Source organism: Pseudomonas sp. NPDC079086, assembly GCF_044542155.1.
In the GTDB taxonomy this organism is placed as follows: Bacteria; Pseudomonadota; Gammaproteobacteria; order Pseudomonadales; family Pseudomonadaceae; genus Aquipseudomonas.
This window is the reverse complement of sequence record NZ_JBITTY010000001.1, coordinates 1316505-1334555: the sequence shown is the minus strand read 5'-3', so window position 1 is coordinate 1334555 and position 18051 is coordinate 1316505. Positions and strand designations below refer to the sequence as shown.

Annotated in this window: 14 protein-coding genes and 1 riboswitch; of the genes, 5 read left to right on the top strand and 9 right to left on the bottom strand. The window is 60.7% G+C overall.

What is annotated here, in order from left to right; all coding sequences use genetic code 11:
* Positions 1–8: 8 nt before the first annotated feature.
* Positions 9–1904 (bottom strand): phosphomethylpyrimidine synthase ThiC, encoded by a 1896-nt coding sequence (gene thiC / locus ACIGEK_RS06220; RefSeq protein ID WP_397492457.1) that lies wholly within the window; start codon positions 1902–1904, stop codon positions 9–11.
* A 93-nt stretch (positions 1905–1997) separates the two neighbouring features.
* Positions 1998–2104, bottom strand: a riboswitch (TPP riboswitch).
* Positions 2105–2321: 217 nt separating this feature from the next.
* On the opposite strand from thiC, the gene ACIGEK_RS06215 reads away from it, so the two are divergent.
* Positions 2322–3767: a TolC family outer membrane protein gene (locus ACIGEK_RS06215; protein WP_397492456.1), complete on the top strand. Its 1446-nt coding sequence runs from the start codon at positions 2322–2324 to the stop codon at positions 3765–3767.
* Between the two features lie 129 nt (positions 3768–3896).
* Here ACIGEK_RS06215 and waaA read toward each other — a convergent pair whose 3' ends face one another.
* Together waaA and ACIGEK_RS06205 are read right to left on the bottom strand one after the other, a co-directional pair.
* A complete protein-coding gene (gene waaA / locus ACIGEK_RS06210; RefSeq protein WP_397492455.1) occupies positions 3897–5192 on the bottom strand; it encodes a lipid IV(A) 3-deoxy-D-manno-octulosonic acid transferase in 1296 nt (431 codons plus the stop codon).
* Positions 5193–5246: 54 nt separating this feature from the next.
* A complete protein-coding gene (locus tag ACIGEK_RS06205; RefSeq protein ID WP_397492454.1) occupies positions 5247–6131 on the bottom strand; it encodes a LysR family transcriptional regulator in 885 nt (294 codons plus the stop codon).
* 87 nt (positions 6132–6218) lie between these two features.
* Between ACIGEK_RS06205 and ACIGEK_RS06200 the strand changes: the two genes are divergently transcribed.
* The 4 genes from ACIGEK_RS06200 (at position 6219) to ACIGEK_RS06185 (ending at position 9563) form a co-directional block, all read left to right on the top strand.
* Positions 6219–6551, top strand: a complete 333-nt coding sequence (locus ACIGEK_RS06200; protein ID WP_090249763.1) for a multidrug efflux SMR transporter — start codon at positions 6219–6221, stop codon at positions 6549–6551.
* Between the two features lie 76 nt (positions 6552–6627).
* Complete coding sequence (locus tag ACIGEK_RS06195; protein ID WP_397492453.1) at positions 6628–7800, top strand: NAD(P)/FAD-dependent oxidoreductase; 1173 nt, start codon at positions 6628–6630, stop codon at positions 7798–7800.
* Positions 7800–8615: an aldo/keto reductase gene (locus ACIGEK_RS06190; protein WP_397492452.1), complete on the top strand. Its 816-nt coding sequence runs from the start codon at positions 7800–7802 to the stop codon at positions 8613–8615. Before ACIGEK_RS06195 ends, ACIGEK_RS06190 begins: the two co-directional genes overlap by 1 nt.
* A gap of 63 nt (positions 8616–8678) precedes the next feature.
* A complete protein-coding gene (locus tag ACIGEK_RS06185) occupies positions 8679–9563 on the top strand; it encodes a metal ABC transporter ATPase (RefSeq protein ID WP_397492451.1) in 885 nt (294 codons plus the stop codon).
* A gap of 58 nt (positions 9564–9621) precedes the next feature.
* On the opposite strand, the gene ACIGEK_RS06180 is transcribed toward ACIGEK_RS06185, so the two are convergent.
* The 6 genes from ACIGEK_RS06180 to msbA form a co-directional block, all read right to left on the bottom strand.
* The gene (locus tag ACIGEK_RS06180; RefSeq protein WP_397492450.1) at positions 9622–10830 is read right to left on the bottom strand and encodes an acyl-CoA dehydrogenase family protein; all 1209 of its coding nucleotides are present in this window, start codon (positions 10828–10830) and stop codon (positions 9622–9624) included.
* A gap of 12 nt (positions 10831–10842) precedes the next feature.
* Positions 10843–12126, bottom strand: coding sequence for an acyl-CoA dehydrogenase family protein (locus ACIGEK_RS06175; protein WP_397492449.1), 1284 nt, complete (start codon positions 12124–12126; stop codon positions 10843–10845).
* A gap of 110 nt (positions 12127–12236) precedes the next feature.
* Entirely contained in the window at positions 12237–13658 is a 1422-nt protein-coding gene (hldE, locus tag ACIGEK_RS06170) for a bifunctional D-glycero-beta-D-manno-heptose-7-phosphate kinase/D-glycero-beta-D-manno-heptose 1-phosphate adenylyltransferase HldE (protein WP_397492448.1), read from the bottom strand.
* Between the two features lie 65 nt (positions 13659–13723).
* Entirely contained in the window at positions 13724–15124 is a 1401-nt protein-coding gene (locus ACIGEK_RS06165) for a PIG-L deacetylase family protein (protein WP_397492447.1), read from the bottom strand.
* 2 nt (positions 15125–15126) lie between these two features.
* The gene (locus tag ACIGEK_RS06160; RefSeq protein ID WP_397492446.1) at positions 15127–16023 is read right to left on the bottom strand and encodes a GNAT family N-acetyltransferase; all 897 of its coding nucleotides are present in this window, start codon (positions 16021–16023) and stop codon (positions 15127–15129) included.
* Positions 16023–17843, bottom strand: a complete 1821-nt coding sequence (gene msbA / locus ACIGEK_RS06155) for a lipid A export permease/ATP-binding protein MsbA (RefSeq protein WP_397492445.1) — start codon at positions 17841–17843, stop codon at positions 16023–16025. The genes ACIGEK_RS06160 and msbA overlap by 1 nt, the downstream gene beginning before the upstream one ends.
* Between the last annotated feature and the right edge of the window lie 208 nt (positions 17844–18051).

Below are 18051 nucleotides of genomic sequence, written 5' to 3'. Positions count from 1 at the left end.
TCGAGGTCTTAGACCTTGTGGTACAGCTCACTGCCCTGGGATTTGAACTCGGCCGCCTTGGCCTGCATGCCCAGCTCGGCCTCATCCAGTTCCAGCGCGGCGATACGCTGTTCTTCGGCGTAGACCCGCACCTCCTGGGTGATCTTCATTGAGCAGAACTTCGGCCCGCACATCGAGCAGAAATGCGCGACCTTGGCCGAATCCTTGGGCAGGGTTTCATCGTGGTACGAACGCGCGGTGTCGGGGTCAAGGCCGAGGTTGAACTGGTCTTCCCAACGGAATTCAAAGCGCGCCTTGGACAGTGCGTTGTCGCGAATCTGCGCGCCCGGATGGCCTTTGGCCAAGTCCGCAGCATGGGCGGCAATCTTGTAGGTGATGATGCCGGTCTTAACGTCATCCTTGTTCGGCAGGCCCAGGTGCTCCTTGGGCGTGACGTAGCAGAGCATGGCGCAACCGAACCAGCCGATCATTGCCGCGCCGATGCCGCTGGTGATGTGGTCGTAACCCGGCGCAATGTCAGTGGTCAGCGGGCCGAGGGTGTAAAACGGCGCTTCGTCACAGCACTCCAGCTGCTTGTCCATGTTCTCTTTGATCAACTGCATCGGCACATGTCCCGGGCCTTCGATCATGGTTTGTACGTCGTGCTTCCAGGCGATCTTGGTCAGTTCGCCGAGGGTCTCCAGCTCGCCGAACTGCGCTTCGTCGTTGGCGTCGGCAATCGAACCCGGACGCAGGCCATCGCCCAGCGAGAAGCTGACGTCGTAGGCCTTCATGATTTCGCAGATGTCTTCGAAGTGGGTGTAGAGGAAGTTCTCTTTATGGTGCGCCAGGCACCACTTGGCCATGATCGAGCCGCCGCGCGAAACGATGCCGGTGACGCGTTTGGCAGTCATCGGCACATAACGCAGCAACACGCCGGCGTGAATGGTGAAGTAGTCCACGCCCTGCTCGGCCTGCTCGATCAGGGTGTCGCGGAACAGTTCCCAGGTCAGTTCTTCGGCTGCGCCGCCGACTTTTTCCAGCGCCTGGTAGATCGGTACGGTGCCGATTGGCACGGGCGAGTTGCGGATGATCCACTCGCGGGTTTCGTGAATGTGCTTGCCGGTGGACAGGTCCATGACCGTGTCCGAACCCCAGCGAATGCCCCAGGTCAGCTTGGCTACTTCTTCTTCAATGCTTGAGCCCAGCGCCGAGTTGCCGATGTTGCCGTTGATCTTCACCAGGAAGTTACGGCCGATGATCATCGGCTCCAATTCGGTGTGATTGATGTTGGCCGGGATGATCGCGCGGCCACGGGCAATCTCTTCACGAACGAATTCAGGGGTGATGATTTTCGGCACGCTGGCGCCGAAACTGTGGCCGGGGTGCTGCTGATCGAGCAGACCGGCGGAACGCGCCACTTCCAGCTTCATGTTCTCGCGGATGGCAACGTATTCCATCTCAGCGGTAATGATGCCTTTGCGCGCGTAGTGCATCTGGCTGACGTTAGCCCCAGCCTTGGCGCGGCGTGGGTTGTTTACGTGGGCGAAACGCAGCTTGGTCAGCTCGGCATCAGCGAGACGCTGCTGACCGAAATTGGAGCTCAGGCCACTCAGACGTTCTGTATCGCCACGCGCCTCAATCCACGGCGAACGCACATCGGCCAAGCCCTTACGGACATCGATGATGACCTTGGGGTCGGTGTACGGGCCCGAAGTGTCGTAGACCACCACTGGCGCATTGATCTCGCCGCCGAAGTCAGTAGGAGTGATATCCAGGCTGATTTCCCGCATCGGCACCTGAATGTCCGGGCGCGAGCCCTGCACATAAACTTTCTGCGAACGCGGGAAGGGTTGGATCGACTGCTGGTCAACCTGGGCGGACTCACTCAGGATCGGGTTGAGGTTTTTTTCTTGTGTGCTCATCGGCGGCTCTCCAGGGCTATATGTCGGAGCGAACCTGGACGGATGAGCGGCGAGAGGCGCACCTGGGGCGGTGCCAGAGGCTCGCCAGGGGAAAGGCGAGCACATCTTGTTCCCTACGCAGGCTTTAACCTGATCAGGTTCAACGGGATCCGGCAGCTGCCAATCTCAGCCCCGCAATTGGGGCACCCCGACAAGAACGCGGCCAGTCTAATCAACCCCAGGCAATAAAACCAACCCGCGAGTCAAATATTCATGACCCGCGCGTCGGATCGTGACGCACGAACACAACCACCTGGATTGTTGCACCCAGGCAACATAGCTTGTTGCAAACTACACTACAGACGCCTAAACGGCCCTTGACCCCCTAGGCACGGCCCCTTAGCCTTGCCGATTACCGCCAAAATCAGGATCACCCTCATGTTGCGCAGACTCTCTCTGGCTCTCGCTGTGGCCGCCGCGTCCAACGGAATGGCCTGGGCTGCTGAACAAGCCCCGCTGTCTACCAAAACTGACCTGGTCACGGTCTACCAGGAGGCCGCCGCCAACAATGCCGACCTGGCCGCCGCCCGTGCAGACTATGAAGCACGCAGCGAAGTGGTGCCCCAGGCCCGCGCCGGCCTGCTGCCGAACCTGTCTGCCGGCGCCAACCTGAGCGACACCCGTACTCAAGTCGACTCGCCTGCCAACACCAGCTCGCGCAGCGGTATGGTGTACCAAGCCAACCTCAGCCAGCCGCTGTTCCGCGCTGACCGCTGGTTCCAGTTGCAAGCTGCCAAAGCGACCAACGAACAAGCCGTACTGGAGCTGTCGGCCACCGAGCAGAACCTGATTCTGCAAAGCGCCGAAACCTACTTCACGGTACTGCGCGCCCAAGACAACCTGGCATCGACCAAGGCTGAAGAAGCAGCATTCAAGCGTCAGTTGGATCAAGCCAACGAGCGCTTCGATGTCGGCCTCTCGGACAAAACCGATGTACTGGAAGCCCAAGCCGGCTTTGACACCGCCCGCGCTAACCGCATCATCGCCCAGCGCGAGGTTGAGGACGCCTTCCAGGCGCTGATCACCCTGACCAATCGCGACTTCAGCTCCTTAGAAGGTATCGAGCACAGCCTGCCGATCCTCGCGCCGACGCCGAATGATGCGAAGGCCTGGGTCGACACTGCTGCCGCACAGAACCTCAATCTGCAAGCCAGCAACTATGCCGTTGAAGCCGCCGAAGAAACCCTGCGCCAGCGCAAATCCGGCCACGCACCAACCCTGGATGCAGTAGCCAGCTACCAGAAAGGCGACAACGACAGTCTCGGCTTCAGCAACTCCGGCGCCCCCGGCCAAGCGCGCTTCAGCGGTGACGTCGAGCAGCGCTCGATTGGCCTGCAACTGAATATCCCGCTGTACAGCGGTGGCCTGACCAGCTCCCAGGTGCGCGAGTCTTACCAGCGCCTGAATCAGAGCGAGCAACTGCGTGAAAGCCTGCGTCGCCAAGTGGTGCAGAACACCCGCAACCTGCACCGCGCAGTGAATACTGACGTGGAAACCGTGCAGGCGCGCAAGCAGTCGATCATCTCCAACCAGAGCGCCCTGGAAGCCACCGAAATCGGCTATCAGGTCGGTACGCGCAACATCGTTGACGTACTCGACGCCCAGCGCCAGCTGTACAGCTCGGTGCGCAACTACAACAACGCGCGTTACGACTACATCCTCAACAACCTGCGTTTGAAGCAGGCCGCCGGCACCCTCAGCCCGGACGACTTGGCTGCCCTGGAGCAGTATCTGAAATCCGACTACAACCCGGACAAGGACTTCCTCCCGCCGGACCTGGCCAAAGCCGCCGAAGCCCAGCTGCGTGGTAGCCCGCAGTACTGAGTTAGACCCAACAAAAAAGCCCGCTGAACTCAGCGGGCTTTTTTGTGGATCAACCCTTTGCAGGAGCGGGCTACGCTAGCGGTTGCAGTTCACGAGCATGGGCTAGGCGCCTCGCCACTCCCCGACTAACTATTGAGCCTCACCCTTTAGCAACCGTCCCAAACCCGCCAGCAACCGCGCCAAAGCGCCCTGATTGACCTGCATCACCGTCAAACCAGCATCACGCATGGCCTGCACCGCCTCGGGCTCACGCCATAACTGGGCAACACGCTGCGCCAGGCTATCAGCATCTGTCACTTCGCTTAGCGCGCCAGCCGTGCGCAACTGCGCGGCAATCTCCAGGAAGTTGAATAGGTGCGGGCCGCTCAGTACAGGTTTGCCTAGCGCCGCCGGCTCCAGCAGGTTATGTCCGCCATTGGCCACCAAACTACCGCCGACAAAGGCGATATCGGCGAGGGCATAGAGAAACAGCAGCTCGCCCATGGTGTCGCCGAGCAGTACCTGGTCAGAGGCCTGTAGCGCTTCGCCAGTGGAGCGCCGCCGCGTGCTGAAGCCTTGTCGCTGGCACCGCTCAAACACCGCATCGAAACGCTCGGGATGGCGCGGCACCAGAATCAGCAACGCGTCAGGGTTTTGCTTGAGCAACTGACGATGGGCGGCGAGGACGATCTCGTCTTCGCCGGCATGGGTGCTGGCGGCGATCCATACCGGACGCGACTCGGCCTGCCATTGCTCACGCAAGACCGCGGCGCGGGTCAGCAACTCCGCATCAATGGTTAGATCAAACTTGATCGAACCGGTGACTTCAACGCACTCAGAACGCGCGCCCAGGCTGCGAAAACGCTCGGCTTCAAGCGCCGTTTGCACGGCAAGCAAATCCAGTTCCGCGAGCATTGGCGCGGTGAGCTTGGCAAAGCGCGCATAGCCACGCGCCGAGCGCTCGGACAGTCGCGCGTTGGCCAGCGCCACGGGGATGCCGCGCTTGGCACACTGGTGAATATGATTGGGCCATAGCTCGGTTTCCATGATCACCGCCAGCTTGGGCTGCACTCGCTCGAGAAAACGCGCCGCCGCCCAGGGAAGGTCATACGGAAGGTAGCAATGCTGCACGCGCCCGGCGTACTCGGTGCCGCCAAACATGGCCTGGATGCGCTCCGAACCGGTCGGGGTCATACAGGTCATGGTGATTGGCATATCCGGGTAGCGCACCAGCAGCTCACGCACCAGCGGCGCGGCAGCGATGCTCTCGCCCACCGACACCGCATGCAGCCAGATACCGCCCGGCTTGAGCGCCGGCAAGCCAACGGAAAAGCGCTCACCGATGCGTTTGGCATAGGCCGGCGCCTGCCAGGCACGCCAGGCCAAACGCCCTGCTACCAGTGGCAGACCAAGATGAAACAGCAGGTTATAGAGGCTTCTATTCATGGCGCGCAGCTTATGCATTTTGACCAATACCGTCGAGTAACGCGCAGCTCCGCATCAGCCAATCGCCTGCAGATGCTGGGCAAAGCACTCTGCCAGCCACAACGCTGCCGGGCCCAGGGCCTCGTCACGACGGCAGACCAGCTCCACCACCAATGGCGGCGGCGTCCAGTCGCTGCTCAGCTCAACCAACTGGCTCTGGTAGGTCGGATACTGCACCACATGGCGTGGCAGCCAGGCCCAACCGAGGTTGCGCATCAGCAGTTCGGCCATGGCGTAGAAGCTGTCAGTGCGCCAGACCGACGGGCTGATTTGCTCGCCTCCGGGGTAATGGCTGTCCTGCGGCGCCATCAGCAGTTGCCGATGGCGCGCCAATTCACGCCGATCGACATGCCCGGCCCGCGCCAGGGCATGCCCCGCTCCGCACACCGTAACCATCTCGATGGTACCCAAGCGCTGACGCTCCAGGGCGTCGGGCATCTGCTCGTGGTGAAACAGCAGGCCGAGGTCGGCGCGGTGCTCCAGCAGCTTGCGCGCCACATCGCCCTGGGCACCGCTGGCCAGCTGCACCTCCAGCAGTGGGAATTGCTGGGCCAGCGCCTCCAGACTGTCGAGCACCGGCTGATAGGGCATTGCCTCATCCTGCGCCAGGCGCAGGCGTACCTCATCCCCACGCACCAGGCCCAGCGCACGACCTTCCAAGCGCTGACACTGGCGCAGCACCTCACGCGCCTCTTCCAGCAGAGCCGCGCCAGCATCGGTCAAGCGTGGCTGACGGCCGCTGCTGCGCTCGAACAGGCGCACACCAAGGTCGGCCTCCAACATAGCAATCGCGTTACTCACCGCCGACTGCGCGCGCTGCATCTGCCGGCCCACGGCAGAGAACGATTGGCCATCGGCAACGCTGACAAACAGGCGAATCTGCTCCAGGCTCCATTGCATAACCCATCTCCATTTCAGATAGGTAATCACTTTATCCCATCAGCCAGATCACTAGAATGGCCGCCAGATCACTATGGAGGCCACATCATGGGCGGCTATCTCTACCTCGCTATTGCCATCACTGCCGAAGTCATCGCCACCACCTCGATGAAGGCCTTGGATGGTTTCAACAAGCCCCTGCCCCTGTTACTGGTCGTGGTCGGCTATGCCATCTCGTTCTGGATGCTCAGTTTGGTGGTGAAGACCATCCCGGTCGGCGTCGCCTATGCGGTGTGGGCAGGCTTGGGCATTGTGCTGGTGAGCATCGCGGCGGTGTTTCTCTACCAACAACGGCTGGACCTGCCAGCCATGCTTGGTATGGGCTTGATCGTCGCTGGCGTGGTGGTGATTCAGTTGTTCTCGCAAAGCGTCGGGCATTAAGCCGGTTCTGGGCCACGCAGGCGTGACAGCGCGAGCGGGTTATACTGCGCGCCTGTTTTCCCGGTGAGACACATGCATGTCCCAGGCGTTAAGCACTGATGTTTTGATCGTGGGCGGCGGCATTGCCGGCCTCTGGCTGAATGCGCGCCTGCGCCGCCTGGGCTTTGCCACCGTACTGGTGGAGAACGCCCGCCTCGGCGGCGGGCAGAGCGTGAAATCCCAGGGCATCATCCATGGTGGTGCCAAGTACGCGCTGCACGGTGCACTGACCGGCGCTTCCGAAGCCATTGCCGATATGCCGCGACGCTGGCGCGAAGCCTTGGCAGGCAATGGCGAGCTGGATCTGGCCGGCGTACGCCTGCTTTCTGATGCCCACTACCTGTGGTCGCCCGGCAGCCTAGCCGGCAATATCACCAGCTTCTTTGCCAGCAAGGCCGTGCGCGGCCGGGTCGATCAGGTCAAGGGGGAGCAGCTGCCACCAGCCCTGCAACACCCGAAATTCAAGGGCAAGGTCTATCGTCTGGCTGAACTGGTGCTGGATGTGCCCAGCCTGATCAGCCGCCTCAGCGAACTGGCCGGCGATGGCTTGCTGGCTGCCGAGCACATCGAACCGCTGCAAGAAAATGGCGAGCTGGCCGGGCTGATCGTCGATGGCCGCGAGATTCGCGCACAACGCGTCATCCTCAGCGCCGGCCGTGGCAATGCTGAACTGCTCAGCGCCCTTGGCCTAAACCAGCCGGCCCAGCAACTGCGCCCGCTGCATATGGCCCTGGTCAAAGGACCGACGCTGAAACCGCTGTACGCCCATTGTCTGGGCGGCGGGCCGAAGCCGCGCGTAACCATCACCACCCACCCGGCCGCCGATGGCCAATGGGTCTGGTACCTCGGTGGCGATCTGGCCGAAGCCGATGGCGTGGCCCGTGATGAGTCCGCGCAGATCCAGGCGGCGCAGAAAGAACTGGCTGAGCTATTGCCCTGGGTCGACCTGTCCGCCGCACAATGGGCGACGCTACGGGTAGAGCGCGCCGAGCCGGCGCAATCCGGCCTGGTACGCCCGGACAATGCCTTTTTGCACGAACAGGACAAGCTGCTGGTCGGCTGGCCGACTAAACTGGCGTTAGCCCCGGACTTTGCCGACCGCGTACTGGCCGCCTTCAGCCGTGACGGCATTCAGCCGGCGCAACACGCACCATTGCCCGAGCTGCCACGCCCGACCGTGGCCCCACCCGCCTGGGAGGAACTGTTCTGATGCATCCACTGCACAGCCTGCACAACCTGCATCGCCCACTGGGCGCCACCGAGCTGCTGGTTTCGCCGCTGGGCCTGGGCACGGTCAAGCTGGGCCGTGATCAGGGGGTGAAATATCCCAACGGCTTCATCATCCCCGATGACGCCGCCGCCCGCGAACTGCTGGCCCAGGCCCATGACCTGGGCATCAATCTGATCGATACCGCACCCGCCTATGGCACCAGCGAAACTCGCCTCGGCCCCTTGTTGCGCGGCCAGCGCCAACAGTGGGTGATCGTCAGCAAGGTCGGTGAAGAATTCGACAACGGCCAGTCGCGCTTCGACTTCAGCCCGGCGCACACGCGCTACTCGGTGGAACGCAGCCTCAAGCGCCTGGAAACCGATTTTATCGACCTGGTGATGGTGCATTCCGACGGCAACGACGTGGCCATCCTGCGCGACAGTGGCGTGTACCAGACCCTGGCCGAGCTGAAACGTGAGGGCAAGATTCGCGGTTTTGGCCTTTCTGGCAAAACTGTCGAAGGCGGCCTGCTGGCCCTTGAGCACGGTGACTGCGCGATGGTCACCTACAACCTCAATGAGCAGGCCGAGCAGGCCGTACTCGACTACGCCAAGCTGCACGGCAAAGGCATCCTGATCAAGAAGGCCCTGGCCAGCGGCCACGCCTGCCTGGCTGAGGCAGACCCGGTACGCGCCAGTTTCGAGCTGATCTTCGGCCATCCGGCTGCCACCAGCGCGATCATCGGCACCATCAACCCGCACCACTTGGCGCATAACGTCGCCACCGCCGCCGCTGTAATTCAGGATATTGCCTAAGCGCTCACGCTCGCCCATCTGTGCCAAGCTCAGTGGCCGTCTCCATGCCCGCGAGGAGTTGCAATGCCGCGCACCCTGATCCGCAAAGACCCCAGCAACTTCAAGACCCTGCAGCTGTTTGTCGAAGCCAGCCCGGAAGGCCTTAACTATCAGGGTCTGGGCATGCCGCTGAACTTTGCGCAGATGCTGGAAAAGCGTAAACCGGTGGCGGTAGCTGACAACCAGCGCTTTGCCGTGGAACTGGCCAACCTAGGCGTGTCGGTGCGCCTGACCCTTTGCTGGCAGGGCCGCGAATACTGGGTGCTGGTACGCCAGCGCCGTGCGGATCGCGGCGATGTGGTGCTTAAGCTGATCTCCGGCTATGTACCGGCCCACGAACTCAATCTGCCGCTGCTCACCGCGATTCAGGAGGTGGCCGAAGAATGCCTGTTGGAAACACCAGAAGGCTGGCTAAGCGGGCGCTTTGGCGACACCTGGCTGCCGACGCCTTACCAGCACAGCCTGCGCTATCGGGAGACCGCGCACTTCAGCCTCAGCCCGCTGTCCGGTGCGGCGCGCCCGGTGCAATGCGGCAACCTCAAACTGCTTGAGCGCCCGCGCGCCTACGTGCACCTGCCGACCGCCTCATTGCAGCTGGTGTATGACCTGCGCCTGGACCTGCCCAAGGAAACGCGCCAACTCAGCCTGCTGCATGTCGATGAGCACCTGGAAGACGGCCAACTGATTGCCCGTCTCAACCGCGCCCGCCCCGACCTGTTTCTGATTCCACTGGACCAGGGCCGACCGACTGCCGAGCTGCTGACTCTGAAGCAGGGGCAACTCTTACCTGCCAGCACCCGCGGTTTGTGGTTGGCGGAAAGCTTTGCGCCACAAGATGGCTGGCTGGTACGCGATGAACGTATCCGCTGGAAAGATTGGCTGGTGCAGACGCAAAAAAGCCCCACCTAAGCGGGGCAAAAAGGGATTTCAGGCACGCGGGCTGGGTTCACCCAGCCCGCTTTAACAACTACTTCAATTCGCTGGAACTCTTGCCCAGCAACCGCCGCGCCACAATCAGCAACTGGATCTGCTGAGTGCCTTCGAAGATGTCGAGAATCTTCGAGTCGCGCGCCCACTTCTCCAGCAACTCATCCTCACCGTAACCAAGAGCGCCGGCCAACTCGACGCACTTAAGCGTCACCTCGTTAGCCACGCGGCCGGCCTTGGCCTTGGCGATGGACGCTTCCTTGGAGTTCGGCAACTTGTTGTCGGCCATCCAGGCGGCTTTCAGGGTCAACAGGCGCGCGGCCTCCCATTCGGCCTCCAGGCGATACAGCGTCGCTTCGGCATGGCTGACACTCAGCAGCGGCGCGCGGTAATCCAGCTTGCAAACTTTTTTCAGCAGTTCACGGGTGCGATCCAGCGAAGCCTTGGCCAAACCCACCGCCATACCAGCTACCAACGGGCGGGTGTTATCGAAGGTTTCCATCACCCCGGCAAAACCCTTCTGCACGTCGATCTCGGGGTTGCCAAGCAGGTTGGCGGCTGGCACGCGGCAATCGCTAAAGCTGATCGCTGCGGTATCCGAGGCCTTGATGCCGAGCTTCTTTTCCAGTCGGGTAACGCTCATGCCCGGCGTGCCGTGCTCGACCACAAAGGACTTGATCGCCGCGCGACCGAGGCTCTTATCCAGGGTGGCCCAAACCACCACAGCATCGGCGCGCTCACCGGAGGTGACGTAGATTTTCTCGCCGTTGAGCACGTAGTGATCGCCATCCTTGATCGCCGTGGTGCGAATCGCCGCCGAGTCCGAACCGCAACCCGGCTCGGTAATCGCCATGGCCGCCCAGGTGCCGCCGAAGCGCGCCAATTGCTCATCATTGGCCACCGCGGCAATTGCCGCATTGCCCAAGCCTTGGCGCGGCATGGCTAGCAGCAGGCCGACATCGCCCCAGCACAGCTCCATCACACCGAGCAGGGCGGAGATATTGCCGCCATTCTTGATGCCTTCCTGCTGCTCGCGGGCGGCACCACGCTTACTGGCCGAGGTCGCGCCAATCGCATCTGGCGAGCCGGCATTCATGCCGTCGAGCAGCGCCGCCAGCAGGTCCAGTTCCTTGGGATAGGCGTGCTCAGCCTTGTCGTACTTGCGTGAAATAGGCCGAAAATAGTTCTCCGCCACCTGATGGGCCTGGTTGACCAGGCCACGGAATTTCTTTGGGGTTTCCAGATTCATGTTGAGGTGCCCTTAGAGCTGGAGGCCGCCGGCCATAATCGCCAGCGCTCGCAAATCGCGGTACCAGCGCTCGGCTGGATGTTCTTTGGTAAAGCCGTGGCCGCCGAGCAGTTGCACAGCGTCGGTGCCAATGTTCATGGCCTTTTCGCTGCACAGCAGGCGTGCCAGATAGGCTTCGCGCTGGAAGGGTAAGCCCTGCTCGGCGCGCGAACAGGCACGCCAAACCATCAGGCGCATGGCGTCGAGTTCCACAGCCATGTCCGCGACCATAAAGGCCACGCCCTGGCGATGACTGATCGGCTCGCCGAAGGCCACCCGCTCGTTGCAGTAAGGCACCACATAATCCAGCGCCGCCTGCGCCGTGCCCACCGCCAGGGCGCACCAGGCCAGGCCGGCGTAATCGAGAAAGCCCTGGTAGTTGAAATCCTCAGCTGCCAGACGCGCATCCAGCGGCACCTTGACGCTGTTCAGGCGCAAGCGCGCAGTACCGCCCGCTTTCAGGCCCATGGCCGGCAGCGGACTGCGCTGCAGGCCCTTAGCACCGGCTTCGACAATAAACAGCGCTGGGCCGTCAGCCGCTTGCGCCGCCACAATCAGTTGGCTGGCATCCAGGCCACGCAGCACCAGGCTCTTCTCACCGTTGAGCACGTAGTGCTTGCCACGCTTGCGCGCACGGGTTCCAAGTTTGTGCGGGTCAAACAGCGGCGTTGGTTCATTGACCGCAATGGCCATTACCGGCGCGGGTTCATCGCCAACAAAGGCCGGCAGCCAGCGTGTCTGCTGCGCCGCATTGCCCCAGCGACGAATGCAGTTGGCCGCCGACAACGGCACCAGCAAGGCCGCCGCCAAGGACAAATCGCCCTTACCCAGCGCCTCGGCGATCAGTGCATTGCTCAGGGTGGTGCGCTCGCCGGCCATGCCGCCCTGGGCCTCGCTCACCGCGTAGTGGGTCAGTCCCAGTTCGTGCGCCTGGTTGAGCAAGGCGGCCGGCAACGCGGCCTGTTCGTCAGCATCGTGCGCCAGCGGGCGCAGCACTTCGCCGGCGAAGGCTTCGAGCATTTCCACCAGCATCTGCTGCTCATCGGAGAGCGACAGATCAAACAGCGCATCAGGATCGGCCGGGCGCGGCGACTTTGCAGCTTTGCCCGCACGCTGTGCGGCCGCCCGAAAGCTCGCGCGGCTACCGCTGTAGATGAGTTTTTCGAAGGGTTTACGCAGCTTCAAACGGTCCGGCCAGTCAGCCTGGGCGACCCGGTTGAGCATTGCCAGGGCACGGCCCTGTACGTCGGAAGTCATGGCATCTCGCTCCATGCGGGGGATGCCGATGATCATGCGCGCGGTCGAGGCAAGCGCCTATGACCGCGCCGACGCCAGTGACTGGCAAAACAGCCAGTCACTGGCGAGGTTTAGTTACTGCGGATCTTCTCAACGATGGCGGTGGTCGAGCTGTTTTCCACCAGCCCCAACACCCGCACTTCGCCGCCATAAGCTGCGACGATATCAGCACCGACCACCTGTTCGATGCCGTAGTCGCCGCCCTTGACCAGCACATCCGGCTTGACCGCACGCAGCAGATTTTCCGGGGTGTCTTCGCTGAAGCTCACCACCCAGTCCACCGCACCTAAGCCAGCCAGCACGGCCATACGCCGATCCACCGAATTGATCGGCCGACCCGGGCCTTTCAGACGGCTGACCGAGGCATCGTCGTTGACCGCCAATACCAGACGGTTGCCCTGAGCGCGCGCCTGTTCGAGGTAGGTGACATGCCCAGCATGCAAAATGTCGAAGCAACCATTGGTAAAGACAATCTTCTCGCCATGGGCGCGGGCGTCTTCGATCGCCAGCAGCAGTTGATCGAGGCTCAGCACGCCTCGCTCTGAACCGGCTTCACGCTGAATCGCGCGGCGCAGCTCGGGTGCGCTGATTGCCGCAGTCCCCAGCTTGCCAACCACGATACCGGCAGCCAGGTTGGCCAAGGCAACGGCATGCGGCAGCTCTTCGCCGGCGGCCAGACTGGCGGCCAGAGTGGAAATCACTGTATCGCCAGCGCCCGTGACATCGAACACTTCGCGGGCGCGGGCCGGCAGATGCAGAGCCGGGTACTCAGGACGTAGCAGGGTCATACCATGCTCACCACGGGTCACCAGCAACGCGCCCAACTCCAGCTCAGCCATCAATGCCGCGCCCTTGGCCACCAACTCGGCCTCATCGTGGCAAGAGCCGACAATGGTTTCGAATTCATGCAGATTCGGGGTAATCAGGCTGGCGCCACGGTAGATGGAGAAATCCTTGCCTTTAGGGTCAGCCAGCACGGCAATACCTTTGCTGCGCGCCAGTTGCACCAGAGCCTGATGGTTCTGCAGCGCGCCCTTGCCGTAATCGGAAAGGATCAGCACCTTGATGCCCTCCAGCTGCGCTTCGACGCTGGCAGCCAACGCTGCGCTGTCAGTGCGGAACGGCTCTTCGAAATCCATGCGCAGCAACTGCTGATGACGACTCATCACCCGCAGTTTGACGATGGTGGGCTGATCTTTGATCGTTTGAAAAAAGGTTTTCACGCCAACCGCCTGCAGGCTGTTGCGCAGACTTTCGGCGGCTTCATCCTGTCCGGTCACACCGAGCAATGTCGCTGGCGCGCCTAGGGCGGCAATGTTCAACGCGACGTTGGCGGCACCACCTGGGCGATCCTCAATCTGCTCGACCTTGACCACCGGCACCGGTGCTTCGGGAGAGATCCGCGAGGTGCCACCATGCCAATAACGATCGAGCATAACGTCACCCACCACCAGAACGGCGGCCTGGTCGAAACGCGGCATGGACAATTTCATAAACACTCCAGAAGCGGCTAAAGCAGATCGCCGCAGATCATAACATTTGCAGGTAAATACTCTGGCTAGTCGCCGAGCGTACGCACCCAGAACAATTCATGGCGGCGCACCGCTTTGCGGAAGAACTCATCCTCCCCTGTTGCTGGCCAACGGCGGCCCGCCAGCACGCGCTGGATCAACCGGCGAATGCGCCGTTTGAGCGGCAATGCGCCTTGTAAATCATGCTGCATGGCCAAGGCCATGGCCTTATCCAGTCGCTGCGTCGCATCCAGGGTGGGACTCCACAAACCATCTGCTGGTAACGCTTCAATGGCTGGCGGCAGGGCAATCCCGAACCCTGCGGGGCCCATGGGCCAGCGATCGTTATCATGCAAGTGGTTGGCGTACAGCAATAGAGTTTTCGGCTTCCAGGCGCTCAACTCGATCGCTTCCAGAAGTGCCTGGGTGCTGGCGACATGGTCGCTATGCGGGTCCAGCTGTGGGTGCGGGGTGACCACGACTTCAGGCTGAAAATGCTCAAGACTCGCTACCAAGTCGGCGAGCAGATTACGCCAGCTAGGTACGCCATCAGCATCACCGGGCAGCTGCATAGCATTGGCCGCACGGACACTGCGAATATCGCTCTCGCCTGACTCACGCGAGCCCACGGCCAACTCAGGCTGCGCCTGCATCGCCGGCAGTTGCAGACAGTAATAACCCAGTTGCAAACACTGACTTTGCGGCACTCCACCCCAGAGCGGCACGGCTAAGCTGTCCCAGCTACGCAGGCGCCCTTTGAGCCGCGCAGCGGTCGCCTGATCCAAGCCCAGCGCCTGATAGGCCTCAGCCTCAATTTCGCCCTGGGTCAGAGTCACGATGCTGACATCACACGCCCGGCTATACAGACCGAACGCGGCCAGTTCGGCATCGTCGGCATGAGGCGCAATCACCATTAGGCGACGCTCGGCATAATCCGGATTACTAAGGGCAAACAACGTGACGACCGGTTCAAGACGGCAAAAGCGGCCGCTCAGCTGCAGTGTCCCGTCGATCAGTGCATCCTGCTGCCCGGACAGGTTGAGATAACGACAGCCACTCACGCCACGCTCGAAGTCCTGACGATCAGTACCGATCAGCACATAGGGGTCTAACCAGCGACCTAGCCAACTTGCCTTGAGCTGCACCTGTAGAACCAGAGTGTCGGCTTCACCTATCCCGCCATCCAGTTGTACACAGCCTGCCTTGATGCGCCCCTTTATCGCGGGCACCGAGTCAGCAAAGGCATAGCTGTAGTCATCACCAGGGGCATAAAACAGATGATCGGCAAACCAGGCCTCATGCGCCACCCAGCCAGACACTAGAAAGATCGGCACCCACCACCAAGCAACCAGTACACCGGCCATCAGCAACGCGACAAGGGCCAACAACAAAGCAATTCGCTTTTGCCGACGATGGCGTTTGAGAAGTACCTGCTTACGCGCGGACATGGTCAAACCTGATAAACCGGAACGCGGTTGCACCAGCGGTCTTTGTATTCGCGATCAGCTCGGCCAAAGGAATAGCGCAGCGGTTTACCCAGCGCACGCGCCTCAGTCCAGGCCGTTTGCGTGTTGATAAAGCTGAGCACGCTGCCAGGGCTGAACTCGCGGTTTTGCGGATCAACGCCGCCGTTGATGTATTCCACACTGATCCATTGCGGGGCCTCGACGCGGTAGAGCACCTGGATCGCCACCGGCTGGTCGTTCAGGTAGATCAGCGACCCGGTCATAAACTCGCGCATTAAGGCGAATACCTCAGCGAGATGTTCTTTGCCGGTCGCATCGAAACCCCAGCGCCGCTGGAACAGATCGGCGTAGATCACCGCTTGCTCGGCGGAGCTCAACTCAAGCATCGGCCGAATGACACCGCCAGCCTCTTCCAGCAGGCGCTGTTCGCGGCGTTGGTTGTAGCGGAATTTCTTGCTGTAGTCCTCAGGCTCGCGGGCCAGGGCTAAGCCTTCTGGCTGCTCGCGACGGCCGAGCACCTGCTCGGCATTCATGGACGAGAGGTAGCGTACTTTATGACGTAGTGGTACGCGCGCATCACCTGCCAGCGGCAAAATTATTTCAGCGTTACCCAGGTCAAACAGGCCACGCTTGCCGTGCTGTTTAAGCACATCCTTAGACAACGCCAGATACCGCCCCCAGGTCGGAATTGCACCACGCAACTCGCCCCGTTCAAACCGCCCCAGATAGCGTACCGGCAATCGCGCAAGCCCCGCCAAACGTTCGACGACCTGCGGATGGGTAGCAACGCTACCGCCAAAGCGCTGCCAGGCATCGGCATAAGCGTCAGCATCAATCGGCGTCCAACCGTGCTCACGCCAGGCGCGTAAATTACTGAGCATTAAGCGTCGCGCTCCAACGACAAAGCGCCATCACCCTCAACAAAGTCTTTTTCATGCAGCCGTGCGTAGTAACCGTTCTGGGCCAGCAACTCTGAATGAGTGCCACGTTCGACAATGCGCCCCTGATCCATTACCAAAATCAGGTCGGCCTTCTCGATAGTGGACAACCGATGGGCAATGACCAGGGTCGTACGCCCCCTCATCACCTCATCAAGAGCTGCCTGGATATGCCGCTCCGACTCGGTATCCAAGGCAGATGTAGCCTCATCGAGAATCAATAGCGGGGCGTTTTTCAATAATGCCCGTGCAATAGCCAGACGCTGGCGCTGACCACCAGACAACAGCACGCCATTTTCACCGACCAGAGTGTCATAGCCCTGCGGCATTTTCTCAATAAACTCGGCAGCATAAGCAGCCTCCGCCGCCTGACGCACTTCATCTAGCGGCGCACCCTGCAAATCGCCATAGGCGATGTTATTGGCCACAGTGTCGTTAAATAGAGTCACGTGCTGAGTGACCAAAGCGATATGACGGCGCAGGTTTAAGAGCTTGTAGTCTTCAACATCCAGACCATCGAGCAAGATTTGGCCCTGATCATGGTGGTAAAAGCGCGGAATAAGATTAGCCAATGTCGACTTCCCACTACCCGAACGTCCAACAAGAGCGACCATCTGCCCGGGCTCGGCGACAAAGCTAATGTCATTCAGAACGGGCTTGTTGCTGCCATCGTACTGAAAACTCAGATTGCTCACCTCCAAGCGACCGCTCACCCGCCCACGCTCCTGAGTACCGTGATCCACTTCTGGGGGCTCATCCAATTGCTCGAAAATACTCTCCGCGCCCGCAACCCCTTTCTGAATAGTCGAACTCACCTCAGAAAGCTGACGAATCGGCTTAGGTAGCAGGCCGGCCAGAGTGATGTAAGCCACCAAATCACCAGCACTAGAATCGCCGCGCATAAACAGCACTAAAAACATTAGAACTGCCATAGCGCTGTAAATCACCAGTTGTAACATCGGCGTATACACAGCCGATGTCTTGGTCATACGCAGTTGCTTGTCCGTGTTACTACTGCTGGCTCCGAGAAACCGCTGCTGCTCATAGGCTTCACCGCCAAAACTGCGTACGACCCGATATCCTTGAATGGTTTCCGAGGCCACATGGGTGACATCGCCCATAGCCACTTGAATTTTCTTACTCTGCTTACGGAATTTCTTGCTCGCACTACTCACCATTAAACCGATCACCGGAAGGATGGCGACCATTACCAAGGTCAACATCCAGTTCATCCACAATAAGGTGGCGAACAGGAAAATCACTGTCATACCTTCGCGGATGACCACCTTGATCGCATCTGTGGCAGCCCCGGTGACCATGGTGACGTTAAAGGTAATACGCGAAATCACATGCCCGGAATTGTGGCTATCAAAATAACGATTAGGCAGTGTCAGTAAATTATTGAACAACGCCACGCGCAGGTCATGAACCAACCCCAGCGATACCTTGGCAAGGAAGTAGTTTCCCAAGAAGGAACCGACGCCTTGCCAAAACGCGATCAATACAATCAGCAGCGGTACAGCCTGTACCAATTGCAGATCCCGAAGGTAGGGCACGCTAGGAAACAAGCTCGCGCCTGGATTGGAAAGGCCATCGACAAAATACTTGAGGATGTACCCAAGCATCGGCTGAGTTGATGCGAAGATTAAAAAGCCCAGAATACTCAGTGCAAAGAACCCGAGGTAAGGACGAATATAAGAGAGCAAGCGCAGATAGATTTTCAGGCTCGATGACGCGTCCTGGCTTGCAGCTTTTCCACTCATAAACCCGCCCACCCTCAGTAAAAGCGGGATATTAACATAGCCCACCAGCCTGCGATTAAGCCTGCCGAGGCAGGCTAGTGGCCGCCCCATAGATTTGCAGATGTTGGTTCGCGACCTCCCTCGGCAACATACCGCCTCAGTACTGGGCCGCGCGCCTAACCAGGCAGCAACTGCCTATCTACAAACGTCAGTCTGGATGAAAGTAGGT